This is a genomic window from Rathayibacter sp. VKM Ac-2928, from assembly GCF_022815545.1.
GTDB classification, from domain to species: domain Bacteria; phylum Actinomycetota; class Actinomycetes; order Actinomycetales; family Microbacteriaceae; genus Rathayibacter; species Rathayibacter festucae.
This window is the reverse complement of record NZ_JALGRU010000003.1, coordinates 431596-444888: the sequence shown is the minus strand read 5'-3', so window position 1 is coordinate 444888 and position 13293 is coordinate 431596. Positions and strand designations below refer to the sequence as shown.

Sequence of the window (13293 nt, the reverse complement as noted above, 5' to 3'; positions counted from 1 at the left end):
GTCGGCGAGGGTCCGGGGCTAGAGGGCGCCCTGGGTGGCGGTGCCGGCGGGGATCGGGGAGAGGCGGGTGACGACGGGGGGCGCGGCGACGAGGCCCTTGATGGCGGCGTTCAGGCGGACGACGGGGTCGCCGGCGCCGTGGGCGTCGAGGGCCTCGGCGCTGGTCCACTTCTCGAGCATGACGATGGTGCCGTCGGGGGAGTCGTGGATCGCGTAGAGCTCGCAGCCCTCCTCGCCGTGGACCTCGGCGATGGCGGGGGAGAGGGCGGCGACGAGGGCGTCGTGCTCGCCCTCGGCGGGGGTGAAGATCGCGGTGACGACGACGGGGTCGGACATGGCAGTGCCTTTCGTGGAGGGGTGGTGGGGCGGAGTCAGTGCTGCGCCGGGGCGGCGCAGCTGGAGCGGATGACGAGGTCGGCCTGGACCTCGATGTGCTGGGGGGTGTCGGGGATCCGGCCCTGCATCCGGGCCAGCACCAGGTCGACGCTGTGCCGGGCGAGCATGTCGATCGGCTGGCGGACGACGCTGAGCGGCGGGGTGACGAGCTCGCTCCACGGGTTGTCGTCGAAGACGACCACGGAGAGCGCCTCGGGGATCGCGACGCCGAGCTGGAACAGGCGGTGCACAGCGCTGCGCACCTGCGCCGTGTTGGCGACGATCAAGGCGGTCGGCGGCTCCGGAAGCGCGAGCAGCGCGGCGACGGCCTCGCCGCCGATGTCGCCGCGGAACGGGACCTCGCGGATCAGCGTCCCGTCGATCGGCAGCCCGGCGGCGGTGAGGGCGGCGCGGTAGCCGGCGACGCGCGCCTGGCCGGTCGAGGTGCGCAGCGGCCCCGAGACGATCGCGATCCGGCGGTGGCCGAGCGCGAGCAGGTGATCGGTCGCGCGGGCGGCGGAGGCGGAGTTGCCGATGCTGACCACGTCGACGTCGTCGAGACCGGGGGTGGTGCGGTCGACGAAGACGACGTCGATCCCGGCCCGGCGCAGCCGCGACCACTTCTCGAGGTTCTCGCCGGACGGGGTCGCGATGACGCCGCCGACCGAGCGGTCGAGCAGGCTGGTGAGCGACTCGCCCTCGACGTGCGAGTCCTCCTGCGTCGTCATCAGGAGAACCTGGGCGCCGCGGGCGCGCGCCTCCCAGACGACGCTGTCGGCCAGGCGGGCGAAGAACGGGTTCGTGAGGTCGGGCAGGACCAGACCGATGGACAGGGTCTGACCGTGGCTCAGCTCGCGGGCCGCGGCGCGCCGCCGGAAGCCGAGCTGCTCGATCGCCTCGACCACGCGGCGCCGGGTGTCGACGGCGACCGGGCCGGTCCCGTCGTTGAGCACGCGCGACACCACGGACACCGAGACGCCCGCACTGCGCGCGACGTCGCGGATCGTCGGTGCTTTCTGCACGGTTCCTCCCCAGCTGTCGGGCAATCGTATCGGCGCGGGACCGGGCCGCCGCGCCCGCTGTTGACACACTCTAATCGTTGCTGGTACAAAACTGGTACCGGTTCCACTGGGAGCCGGCGAGCAGCACTTCCCCGACGAAGACTGCGCACGACGACGACGTCCTCCGCCCCCGAGGCGGCCCTCTGCGTCCGTGCGCCCCCGGACCAGAGAGGCCACCGTGAACCTGTACAAACTCCTCGGCGATCGCGAACGAGAGGGCCGCCCCATCCGCATCGGGCTGATCGGTGCCGGGCGCTACGGCACCATGTACCTCTCGCAGGCGCGCAACATCCCCGGCGTCCACGTGGTCGCCATCGCCGACGTCAACGTCGCCCGGGCCCGCGGGGCCTTCGAGCTGGTCGACTGGCCGGCCGAGGCGATGGCCGCGGACATCCCCGAGGCGCTCGCGAACCGGACGACCACCATCGTCGACAACGCCGCCGTCCTCTTCGAGCACGACATCGACGTCATCGTCGAGGCGACCGGCAACCCGATCGTCGGCGTGCACCACGCGCTCCGGGCGATCGAGACCGGCAAGCACATCATCATGGTCACCGTCGAGGCCGACGCGCTGGCCGGCCCCGCGCTCGCCAAGCGCGCCGAGGCCGCGGGCATCGTCTACTCGATGGCCTACGGCGACCAGCCGGCCCTGATCATGGAGCTCGTCGACTGGGCCCGCACCAGCGGCTTCGACGTCGTCTGCGCCGGCAAGGGCGCCAAGTACCTCGAGCACTACCACCAGATGAACCCCGACAACGTCTGGGAGAACTGGGAGTTCAGCAAGGAGCTGACCGACTCCGGACAGCTCAACCCGTACATGCACACCTCGTTCCGCGACGGCACGAAGGCCGCGATCGAGATGGCGGCGGTCGCGAACGCGGCGGGCCTGGTGCCCTCCGACTCCGGCCTCACCTTCACGCCGGGCGACGTCGAGGAGATCGCGACGATCAGCCGGCCGAGCTCGATCGGCGGCGCCCTCGACCACGAGGGGACGGTCGACGTGATGTCGAGCGTCCGGCGCGACGGCTCCCTCATCCCGCACAACACGCAGGAGGGCGTCTACGTCGTCGTCAAGGCGACGAACCCCTACGTGTCCACCTGCTTCGACGAGTACCCGTGGCACCCGGACCCGACCAAGCAGTACGCGGCGCTCTACCGGCCGTACCACTACGTCGGTCTCGAGCTGAACGTGTCGATCGCCAACGCGGCGCTGCGCGGCATCTCGACCGGGCACCCCGAGGGCTTCTACGGCGACGTCGTCGCGACCGCGAAGAAGGACCTCAAGGCCGGCGAGTTCCTCGACGGCGAGGGCGGCTTCACCGTCTACGGCAAGCTCGTCTCCGCGAAGCACTCGGTCGCCATCCGAGCGCTCCCCGTCGCCCTGGCCCACCACGTCGAGCTGCGCCACGACATCGCGCAGGGCGCGACGGTCGGCTGGGACGACGTGATCATCGACGAGTCGCTCGCCGAGGCGCTCGAGCTGCGCCGCGAGACCGAGGCGCTGCTCGCCTCCTGACCCCCTCGGGCCGGGCGAGTCCTCCGCCCGGCCCGCTTCCGCACCACCCTCGCGATCCGCGACCCCGCACGACCCCGCCCCACCTTCCGATGACGAAAGGCCCCCTCCCATGTCCTTCCCCACCCGCGCCACCGGCGCCGCCCTCGCCGGGCTCGCCTCCCTGACGCTCCTCGTCGGCTGCTCGGCCTCGCCCGACGGCGACGGTGGAGGTGCCGCTGCCGGCGGCTCCGGCGCCGACATCGTGTCGCTCGTCGACTCCTCCGCGCAGACCCCGGTCGACGAGGTCACCTCCTCGCTCGGCGACCCGGCCGTGCCCGACGGCGCCAAGCTCTGCTACATCACCCGCACCCTCTCGAACGAGTTCTGGGGCTACGAGCGCGACGGCTTCGAGAACCGCGCGAAGGAGCTCGGCGTCGACTACCAGACCTTCGACGTCACGGACGAGTCCTCGATCACCGAGCAGCTCGACAAGGCCAAGAGCGCGATGAACCAGGGCTGCACCGCGATCCTCGCCTCGCCCATCTCGGCGACCGGCCTCGACTCGGTCTTCGAGTCCGCCCTCGCCGACGGCATCCCGGCCGTCGTGCTGAACGACGCGAAGAGCGACGTCCCCGGTGTCGTCTACGTCGGCCCCGACGCGAGCACCATCGGCGCCACGGCCGCGGACTACATCTCCGACCTGCTGCCGGACGGCGGCCAGATCGCGATGATCGAGGGCGACCCCGGCTCCTCCAACGCGATCAACCGCGGCGACGGCTTCACGGCCGCGCTCGCGAAGCACGAGAACCTCGAGCTCGTCGCCTCGCAGACCGCCTCGTGGGACCAGACCAAGGCGCAGGAGATCGCGACCACGATGCTCACCGCGAACCCCGACATCAAGGCGTTCTACTCGCAGAACGACGGCATGGCGCTCGGCGTGCAGGCCGCCATCGACGCGAAGGGCCTCACCGGGAAGGTGATCCTCGTCGGCACCGACGGCATCCCGCAGGCGAAGAAGCAGATCCTGGCCGGCGATTACACCGCCACCGTCAGCGAGCTGCCGACGACGGAGGGCGCGACCGGCGTGGACGCCGCGCTCTGGCTCCTCGCCGGCAAGGAGGTCCCGGGCTGGATCGACGTGCCGGCCTTCATCATCGACAGCGAGAACGTCGCCGACTACGAGACCGGGATGCCGTGACCCGCGGCTGACCACCGCGCTCCGCCGGAGACCCCTCCGGCGGAGTGCGCTCCCGGCAAGGTCCCTCTCGATCAGGAAAGAAGACGGAACATGGCCGAGCATCTGCTCGAGGTCCGCGGCATCGCGAAGTCGTTCCCCGGCGTCCGCGCCCTGGACGGCGTGAGCTTCACCCTCGAACGCGGGGAGATCCGCACGCTCGCGGGCGAGAACGGCGCGGGGAAGAGCACCCTGCTCAACATCCTCGGCGGCGCCCTCCGCCCCGATCGCGGCTCGATCACCATCGACGGCGTGCGGCGGATGGAGTACACCTCGCGCCAGGCCCTCGCGGAGGGGGTGCGGATCGCGCACCAGGAGCCGGCCATCGTGCCCCAGCTCACGGTGACGCAGAACCTGCTGCTCGGGCGCACGCGCGCGCAGCGCGCCTCCGCCCAGGACGACATCGACCAGGCCCTCCAGGACGTCCACCGGATGGGCTTCCCGATGGACGGGCGGACGCCGGTCGGCCGGCTCAGCCCGGCGCAGCGGCACGCGCTCACCATCGCGCGGGCGTTCGCCTTCGGGGCCAAGATCGTCGCTCTGGACGAGCCGACGACCAGCATGCTCGAGCACAACGTCGAGGGCGTGCTGACCCGGGTGCGTGAGATCGCGCACGGGCGGGGCGTCGGCGTGATCTACGTCTCGCACAAGATGCCGGAGGTGATGAGCGTCTCGGACACGGTCGTCGTCCTCCGCGACGGGCGGCCCGCCTACGACGCGCCGATCGCCGAGACGTCCTCCGAGGACATCGTCCGGCGGATGGTCGGGCGCGAGCTGCTCTCGTTCGAGCGGCGGCACCCGGTCGCCGCGGACGCCGAGGTGCACTTCGAGGCCTCCGGCGTCACGCACCCGAGCGGCGTCGGGCCGGAGTCGATCCAGGTGCGGCGCGGCGAGGTCGTCGGCATCGCGGGCCTGGTCGGCTCGGGGCGCACCGAGTTCCTCCGCGCGCTGATCCGCGCCGACGAGGGCAGCGAGGGCACGGTCCGGCTCGCCGGCCGCACGCTCAAGGTGCGCTCGCCGCGCGACAGCCGCGACGCGGGGATCGCCTTCATCCCGGAGGACCGCAAGCACCAGGGACTCGTGCTGCAGACCCCGGCCTACGCGAACGTCGCCCTCACCTCCGATCGGCAGCTCAACGGCTTCGGTCCGTTCATCAGCACGAAGCGGCAGATCGCGACGGCGGAGGAGATGGGCCGGCGGATGTCGCTGCGCCCGGCCGACGTCCGGCTGAACGCCCGCCAGTTCTCCGGCGGGAACCAGCAGAAGATCGTGATCGCGAAGTGGATCTGGCTCGGCGCGAGCGTCTTCCTCTTCGACGAGCCGACCAAGGGCGTCGACGTCGGCGGCAAGGTCGAGATCTACGAGCTCATCGACCAGCTCGCCTCCGAGGGGCACGCCGTGATCGTCGTCTCGAGCGACCTGCCCGAGATCATCTCCCTCAGCGACCGGGTCCTCGTCATGAGGGCGGGCCGCTTCGTCTCCGAGCACGTCGGCGACGACATCACCGAGCACAGCATCGTCACCAACGCCATGGGCGTCGCGAAAGGAATCTCATGACCTCCCCCGAGACCGGGGGCGTCGCCACGCCGCCCCGCCGCTCCTTCAACCTCCAGGCCTTCGGCATCTACCTCGCCGCGGTCGTCCTCTTCGTCGTCCTCGGCGTCCTGAACCCCAACTTCCTCACCCTCGGCAATCTCCGCGACGTCGCGGTGTCGGCGAGCGTGAACGCGATCATCGGCATCGGGCTGACGTTCGTCATCATCACCGGCGGCATCGACCTCGCGGTCGGCGCGATGGCCAGCTTCGTCGGCATCGTCAGTGCGTCGCTGCTGGTCAACGGCGGGGTGCCGCCGCTGCTCGGGCTGGCCGCGGGCGTCGTCCTCGGCCTCGTCTGCGGCGGGATCAACGGGCTGCTGGTCACCAAGCTGAACCTGCCGCCGTTCATCGCGACGCTCGGCACGATGAGCGTCTTCCAGGGCGGCGCGTACGTCGCCACGAACGGCAAGCCGGTCTACGACGTGCCGAAGGAGTTCATCCTGCTGCTCAACAGCTACGTCGGCGGTGTGCCCGTCGTCGTGCTGATCGTGGCGGTCGTCGGCATCGCGGCCTGGCTGCTGCTGCGCAAGACCGTCTTCGGTCAGAACGTGATCGCGGTCGGCGGCAGCGAGGAGACCGCCTGGCTCTCGGGCGTGCGGGTGCACCGGGTGAAGATCGCGGTGTACTGCATCTCCGGCGGTCTCTCGGCGCTGGCCGGCCTGGTGATCGTCGCCCGGATCAACGCGGCGCAGCCGGACGCGGGCAGCCCGTACCAGCTGACCGCGATCGCGGCCGCGGTCATCGGCGGCGCGAACCTGATGGGCGGCGAGGGCCGCATCGCGGGCACCCTGGTCGGCGCGCTGATCCTCGGCGCTCTCACCAACGGCCTGGTGCTGCTGAACGTGCCGAGCTTCTACGAGCAGATCGTGACCGGACTCGTCGTCCTCATCGCGGTCACCCTCGACCAGGGCAGCAAGGGCTGGCCGATGCTCTCGCGGGGCCGGAAGAAGCAGCGCGAGGACGTCGCGGCGCCGCCCACCGAGTCGACGCCGTCCGTGCGCGCATGACGGCGCGCCGGAGCGCGACGGCGCGGCTGACGACGCTCGACGGGGCCCGCGTCCTGGTGACGGGCGGCTGCGGCCTGATCGGCCGGCCCACGGTCGCGGCGCTGCTGGCGGAGGGGGCGATGGTCACCGTCCTGGACCGGGTCGCGTCGGACGCGGACGTCCGCTCGATCGTCGGCGACGTGACCGACCCGGCCGTGCTGGCGGAGGCGGTGGCCGGGCAGGACGCGGTGGTGCACCTGGGCGGCTACGCCGGGCTGGGCATGGCGGACGCGGTCGAGACCTACCGGGTGAACGCGGTGGGCAGCTTCGCGGTGTTCGCCGCCGCCGCCGCGGCCGGGGTCGCGGAGGTCGTCTACGCCTCGAGCATCAACGCGAACGGCTACCCGCTCGGCGCCGAGCAGGTGCTGCCGCCCGTCTTCCCCTACTCCGAGGACGCGCAGCCGCGGATCTCGGACGAGTACTCGCTGTCGAAGCTCGCGACCGAGGACGCGGCGCGGATGGCGCACGCGACCTGGGGGCTGAGCCTCACCGGGCTGCGCTACCCGCTGGTCCGCGACATCACCGTGGACGGCGGCCGCGTGTTCGGCGCGCATCTGCGAGCGGTGCTGGCGGCCGACCCGCGACGGCAGGCGGCGGAGGGCTGGAGCTATCTCGACGCCGCCGACTCGGCGCGGGCCGTGCTCGCGGCGCTGCTGCACGAGACGCCGCCGGCGCCGGGGATCCTGGTGGCCGCTCCGCTCACCTATCTGCGCGGGAGCACCGCGGACGCGCTCGACGCGATCGCCCCGGACGTCCCGCGCGGGCGGCTCGAGGGGCGCGCGGTCGGGCTCGACCTGACCCGCTCCCGCGAGCTGCTCGGCTTCGAGGCGCGGGTGCTCCTCGACGACGTCGCACCGCAGGAGCTCGCCGACGTGGCGCCCGCGGGGTCCGGCGCATGAGGCTCTCGCTGCTCGGCCTCGGGCCGATGGGCGCGCCGATGGCGCGGAACCTGCTCGCGGCCGCGTCGCTGACGGTCTGGAACCGGACGGCGTCGCGGGCCGCCCCCTTCGCGGAGCTCGGCGCCGTGGTCGCGCCGACCCCCGCGGCGGCGGCCGGCGACGTCGTGCTGACCGTGCTGCCCGATCTGGTGCAGGTCGAGTCGCTGCTCGAGGGCGAGGACGGCCTGCTCGCGGGCTGGCGCGCGGCGGGGATCGCCGCTCCGGTGCTCGTCGTGCACGGCACCGTCTCACCGATCGCGGTCGCGGCTCTCGCCCGCCGCCTCGCCGCGGAGCACGGCGTGCAGGTGGTCGACGCCCCGCTCAGCGGGGGAACGGTCGGCGCCCGCGACGCGACGCTCAGCATCATGGTCGGCGGTGCCGACGAGCCGGTGGCCCGCGTGCTCCCCGTCTTCGAGCGGCTCGGCCGCACGGTCCGCCACCTCGGGCCGAGCGGAGCGGGTGCCACCGCCAAGCTCTGCAACCAGATCGTCGTCGCCGGCACGGTCGCCGTGGTGTCGGAGGCGCTGCTGCTCGCCCGGAGCGCCGGTCTCGACCCGGCGACGGTCGTCGAGCTGCTGCAGGGCGGGCTGGCGCGCACCGCGGTGCTGGAGCAGAAGAGCCGCAAGTGGCTCGACGAGGACTTCGCCGAGGGCGGCAGCGCCCGCAACCAGCTCAAGGACCTGCGCTTCGTCGCCGAGTCCGCCGCCGCCGAGGGCGTCGCACTGCCGACCACCGCCGCGGTGACCGCGCTGTTCGAGAGGATGATCGCCGAGGGCGACGGCGACCTCGACCACACCGGCGTGCACCGCACGCTCGCCGGGCTCGCCCGCCGACCGGAGGAGCCGCATGCCTGACCTCGTCGTCATCGACGCGCACCACCACCTCACCGACCTGCGCCGCTCGTACCCGTGGCTGGAGGGACCCGCCGAGCCGTTCCGCTACCACGGCGACGACCGCCCGCTCCGCCGTTCCTACAGCGTCGACGACTACCGCGCGGACGCCTGCGACGTGACGCTGCTCGCCTCGGTGCACGTCGAGAACGGTGCCGCCGACGCGCTCGCCGAGACCGCGTGGATCGACGCGCTCGCCCGGGAGAGCACGGTGCCGACCGTCCACGTCGCGCACGTGTCGCTGCTCGATCCGGAGGCGCCGCGGCTGCTCGAGGAGCACGCCGCGTTCTCGGTCACACGCGGTGTCCGCGACATCCTGAACTGGCATCCGGACCCGGTCTACAGCCACCGGGACCGGGGCGACGTCCTCGGCGATCCGGTCTGGCGGGCGAACTTCGGCCGGCTGCAGGGGCTGGGGCTCTCGTTCGATCTGCAGGTGTTCCCCTCGCAGCTCGCGGAGGCGGCGGCGCTCGCCGCGGACTTCCCGGAGACGGCGATCGTGCTCGATCACCTGGGCATGCCGATCGGGCGCGATCCGGAGTCGGTCGCCGAGTGGCGCGCGGGCCTGGCCGCGGTCGCCGCGCAGGAGAACACCGTCGTCAAGATCTCGGCGCTCGGCACCAACGACCACTCCTGGACCCGGGAGTCGATCGCGCCGTTCGTCCTCGAGACCCTGGAGGTCTTCGGGCCGGACCGGTCGATGTTCGGCAGCAACTTCCCCGTGGACGGGCTCTACAGCTCCTTCACCGAGCTGTACTCGGCGTTCGACACGCTGACGGCGCAGCTCTCGCCGCCTGAGCGGCTCGCGGTGTTCGCGGGGACGGCGGACCGGTTCTACCGGATGGGGGTGGCGCTGCCGCGAGCGGAGTGACGCGACGGCGTCCGCGGAGAGGTCGCGTCCGCGCCCGGTCGCCTCTCGACCGGTCGGCGGCGCGGGCCTACAGTGGCTGCGACGGCGGTCCGGGACGACTCCGGACAGGCCGTCGCCGAGCGGAGGGAAGCCATGTCCTCGACCGTCCCCGACGCCGCCGGCGCACCCGCCGCGGAGCCGAGCGCGGCGAGCCTGCGCACCTTCGGCTGGATCCTCGTCAACACCGCGGTCGCGAACGTGACGACGAGCTTCCTCTGGTTCGCGCTGACCTTCTGGGTGTACCTCGAGACGCGGTCGGTGCTCGCCACCGGGATCATCGGCGGCGCGTACATGCTGCTCGTCGCGGTCTTCGCGATGGCCTTCGGCACGATCGTGGACCGGCACCGGAAGCACCGGGTGATGGTGTTCGCCGGGGCGGTGACGCTGGTGTCGTTCGGCGTCGCCGGCGGCCTGTACCTCGCGCTGCCGGAGGCGACGCTGCTGGACTTCGGCGGGCCCTGGTTCTGGGTCTTCTCCGGCACGGTCCTGTTCGGCGCGGTGATCGAGAACATGCGGAACATCGCCCTGTCCACGACCGTGACGCTGATGGTGCCGGTGGAGCGCCACGCGAACGCGAACGGCCTGGTCGGCACGGTGCAGGGGCTCGCCTTCGTGGTCACGAGCGTGTTCAGCGGGCTGTCGATCGGTCTGCTCGGCATGGGCTGGACGCTGCTGATCGCGATCGGCGTCTCCGCCGCGGCGCTCGTGCACCTGCTGTTCCTGCGGATCGCCGAGGCGATCCCCGCGGCGGCCGGCTCGCGGGCCCCGCTGATCGATCTGCGGGGGAGCATCACGGCGGTGCGGGCGGCGACCGGGCTCTTCGCGCTGATCGTCTTCTCGACCTTCAACAACCTGATCGGCGGCGTGTACCTGGCGCTGATGGATCCCTACGGACTCGAGCTGTTCCCGGTGGAGCTGTGGGGCGTCGTGCTCGGCGTGACCGCGACCGGCTTCATCATCGGCGGGCTGCTGGTGGCGAAGCTCGGGCTCGGCCGGAACCCGATCCGGACGATGCTGCTGCTGGTCATGGCGATGGGCGTGATCGGCGCGGTCTTCACCCTCCGCGACTGGTGGTGGCTGTACGCCGGCGGCATCTGGGTCTACATGACGCTGATCCCCGCGGTCGAGGCGGCGGAGCAGACCGTCGTGCAGAAGGTCGTGCCGTTCGAGACGCAGGGGCGGGTCTTCGGCTTCGCGGCGGCGCTGGAGTCGGCGGCGGCGCCGATCACCGCGTTCCTGATCGCGCCGATCGCGGAGTTCGCGCTGATCCCGTACATGGAGTCGGCGGACGGGCGGGCGGCGTACGGCTGGCTGCTGGGCGACGGGGTCGGTCGGGGGATCGCGCTCGTGTTCCTGATCGGCGGGGCGGTCATGGTGGTCGCGGCCGGCGCGGCGATGCTCACCCGCTCGTACCGCACGATCTCGGCGCAGTACCTAGAGGTCGAGCCCGGGGAGCCCGATGCGCGGCCTGATCCGGCCTTCGACCGCCGTGAGCCGGCGCCGGGCGAGAGTGCGGTCGAACAGCAGCGCTGAGAGACGCTGTTCAGCCGGCCGCCGGTAGCGAGAGCCGGCCTAACCGTCGCTGGGCTGAGCCCGTCGAGAACCTCGACTGACGAGAGGCGGCACCTCGAGGGTCGGGACAGCCCGTTTCATGAAGCGGTCGAAGTCGGGAACGGTGAAAGCGGCGTAGCCGTGCTGAGGCGTGAACAGGAGCCCCATCTCGATCAGCTCGGCACGGGTGGGTCCCAGCTGCTGCGACGATCGCTCGAGGAGGACGGCGACGTCGCCCGCCTTCTGCGGTTCCGGTCCCAGCTCCGCCATGGCGCGCATGTAGGCGGTCTGCAGTGGCGTGGCCCGGTCGAGCCGGACGCGGAAGAAGGAGCTGTCAAGTTTGGCCTCGTACGCGTCACGAGCGAGTTCGACGTCCTCCCCGTGGATCCGGTCGTTCTCTGCGACTGTCCAGACCTGGTAGCCCAGCTCCTGCAGAAAGTACGGGTAACCGCTCGTGATCGCGACGGCGAGCTCGACCGCGTCGTCGTCCCAGACGGCTCCCTCGGCGGCGGCCGGCTCTCGCAGTGCGGCAGCGGCGTCGTCGTGGTCGAGCGAGTCGATTCGGGGGAATTTGAACAGCCGTTCCGCGTACGACTTGGCGTCTCCGACGAGTTCAGCGATCTGCGGCAGGCCAGCGCCGACGAAGGTGACGGGCAGGCTCCGCTGCACCGTCTTGTGGATGGCCTGAATGAGCGCTTCGAGCTGCGGCGAATCGAGGAACTGCACCTCGTCGATCAGGAGGACGATGCCCTCGCCCTGCTCTCCCGCCGCTTCACCAACGGCAACGAGGACATCGGTCAGATCGAGGCCGAGATCACTGTGGTCGGCGAGTCCTTCCGCGGGCGGGACGTCCCAGCCGATGGACCACGCTCCGTCAGCCCCGACCGAGATCGCGAACGCACTCAGGACGGACGCGGCGTGCCGACCTCTGTCGGTCCATCGAGCGCGCGGCGAGAGTCGCAGGAGAGCGGCCTTCAGCTGAGAGGCGATGACCTGACGGAAGCGGCCTTCGCCGTGCTTCACGGCCTCGAACTCGATCACCTCCCACTTCTCCTGCAGGGCGATCGATCGGAAGCTGTTGAGGAGGACCGTCTTGCCGACCCCGCGCAGTCCCGTGATGATCATCGATTGATCGGTCCTGCCGCGTCGGAGGCGGCGAAGAAGAGTGCGGAACGCCTCGGTCTGCTCATCGCGACCGATCAGGATCTCGGGCCTCGCACCTGCGTTCGGGGTGTAGGGGTTGTCGACGGCGTCCATGGCTCGATTTTAGGAGTGTTAGAGCGTTTTATCCAGATCTCCTAAAACGCTCTAACTTCCCTAACGAGCGCCGCCGGGGGGGATGGGTCGCCGTTGAGCGATCGGGGGTCGCGCCGGCGGATCCGGACGATCCCCGACCGGTACGGGCGGTGGACTGCAGGTGCTCCGAGCGGTTCGGAGCGACTCGCATCTCTGGAGGAGACCCGTCGTGAGCATCACCAGCACCCTGCACCTCAACTTCCGCGGCCGCGCGAAGGAGGCGCTCGAGTTCTATCACTCGGTCTTCGGGGGCGACCTCGTCCTCGCTCCCTACGGGGACGTCGAGGCGGGGCAGAGTTCCGCCCAGTCCGAGCAGATCGCCTGGGGGCAGGTGACGGCGCCGAACGGGTTCCACGTCATGGCGTACGACGTGCAGGACTCGCTGCCGTACGCGGCCGGCGAGAACGCGTTCTACGTGTCGCTGCGGGGCAACGAGAGCGCGGAGATCGAGCGCCTCGGCACCGCCCTGGCGGAGTCGGAGGGGGCGGTCGTCCACGTCCCGTTCGGGCCGTCGGTGTTCTCGCCGCTCTACGGCAAGCTGACCGACCGCTTCGGGGTCACCTGGATCATCGACGTGGTCGTGCCCTGGGCGGGATGAGCCGCTTTCTGCAGGTGCCGCGCGCAACATCAGCTGAGAAGGGGGTCCCTCCGCTGTCGAGGGAGGGCGGGTGCTCTCAGCTGATGTTGTGCGCGGCGATGCCTCCGGGGGTGGATCTCGAGACGTCTGCGGGGCGGGCTGCTCGATCAGCCTGAGGCGGGCGCCCAGCGCGGGCTCCTCGATCGGCAGTAGTGCGGGTGCGGCGCGTTCATGCTGGTCGAGTGGCCGCGGAGCGGCGTATCGAGACCGGGGGCGTGCAGGGGTGGATCTCGATACGCCCGCGAGCGGGCTACTCGATCAGCA

At 71.5% G+C, this 13293-nt stretch carries 12 protein-coding genes; 9 read left to right on the top strand and 3 right to left on the bottom strand.

Going from position 1 to position 13293, the window contains the following annotated elements; genetic code table 11:
- Positions 1–18: 18 nt before the first annotated feature.
- Both MT350_RS13525 and MT350_RS13520 read right to left on the bottom strand, forming a co-directional pair.
- Positions 19–336 (bottom strand): putative quinol monooxygenase, encoded by a 318-nt coding sequence (locus MT350_RS13525; protein ID WP_243616116.1) that lies wholly within the window; start codon positions 334–336, stop codon positions 19–21.
- Positions 337–371: 35 nt separating this feature from the next.
- Positions 372–1397 (bottom strand): LacI family DNA-binding transcriptional regulator, encoded by a 1026-nt coding sequence (locus tag MT350_RS13520; RefSeq protein ID WP_243598077.1) that lies wholly within the window; start codon positions 1395–1397, stop codon positions 372–374.
- Positions 1398–1614: 217 nt separating this feature from the next.
- On the opposite strand from MT350_RS13520, the gene MT350_RS13515 reads away from it, so the two are divergent.
- The 8 genes from MT350_RS13515 (at position 1615) to MT350_RS13480 (ending at position 11078) form a co-directional block, all read left to right on the top strand.
- Complete coding sequence (locus MT350_RS13515; RefSeq protein ID WP_243616115.1) at positions 1615–2952, top strand: NAD(P)H-dependent oxidoreductase; 1338 nt, start codon at positions 1615–1617, stop codon at positions 2950–2952.
- A 109-nt stretch (positions 2953–3061) separates the two neighbouring features.
- The gene (locus MT350_RS13510; protein WP_243616114.1) at positions 3062–4129 is read left to right on the top strand and encodes a substrate-binding domain-containing protein; all 1068 of its coding nucleotides are present in this window, start codon (positions 3062–3064) and stop codon (positions 4127–4129) included.
- 90 nt (positions 4130–4219) lie between these two features.
- Complete coding sequence (locus tag MT350_RS13505; RefSeq protein ID WP_243616113.1) at positions 4220–5722, top strand: sugar ABC transporter ATP-binding protein; 1503 nt, start codon at positions 4220–4222, stop codon at positions 5720–5722.
- Complete coding sequence (locus MT350_RS13500) at positions 5719–6768, top strand: ABC transporter permease (protein ID WP_243616112.1); 1050 nt, start codon at positions 5719–5721, stop codon at positions 6766–6768. Before MT350_RS13505 ends, MT350_RS13500 begins: the two co-directional genes overlap by 4 nt.
- Positions 6765–7706: an NAD(P)-dependent oxidoreductase gene (locus MT350_RS13495; protein ID WP_243616111.1), complete on the top strand. Its 942-nt coding sequence runs from the start codon at positions 6765–6767 to the stop codon at positions 7704–7706. The genes MT350_RS13500 and MT350_RS13495 overlap by 4 nt, the downstream gene beginning before the upstream one ends.
- On the top strand, positions 7703–8599 hold the full coding sequence (locus MT350_RS13490; RefSeq protein WP_243598080.1) for an NAD(P)-dependent oxidoreductase: 897 nt from the start codon (positions 7703–7705) through the stop codon (positions 8597–8599). Before MT350_RS13495 ends, MT350_RS13490 begins: the two co-directional genes overlap by 4 nt.
- Complete coding sequence (locus tag MT350_RS13485) at positions 8592–9506, top strand: amidohydrolase (RefSeq protein ID WP_243616110.1); 915 nt, start codon at positions 8592–8594, stop codon at positions 9504–9506. The genes MT350_RS13490 and MT350_RS13485 overlap by 8 nt, the downstream gene beginning before the upstream one ends.
- Before the next feature lie 132 nt (positions 9507–9638).
- A complete protein-coding gene (locus tag MT350_RS13480; RefSeq protein ID WP_279391981.1) occupies positions 9639–11078 on the top strand; it encodes an MFS transporter in 1440 nt (479 codons plus the stop codon).
- 39 nt (positions 11079–11117) lie between these two features.
- Here the strand turns inward: MT350_RS13480 and MT350_RS13475 are convergent, their stop codons facing one another.
- Complete coding sequence (locus MT350_RS13475; RefSeq protein ID WP_243598082.1) at positions 11118–12353, bottom strand: AAA family ATPase; 1236 nt, start codon at positions 12351–12353, stop codon at positions 11118–11120.
- Positions 12354–12561: 208 nt separating this feature from the next.
- On the opposite strand from MT350_RS13475, the gene MT350_RS13470 reads away from it, so the two are divergent.
- A complete protein-coding gene (locus MT350_RS13470) occupies positions 12562–12990 on the top strand; it encodes a VOC family protein (RefSeq protein ID WP_243598083.1) in 429 nt (142 codons plus the stop codon).
- The last annotated feature ends 303 nt before the right edge of the window (positions 12991–13293 follow it).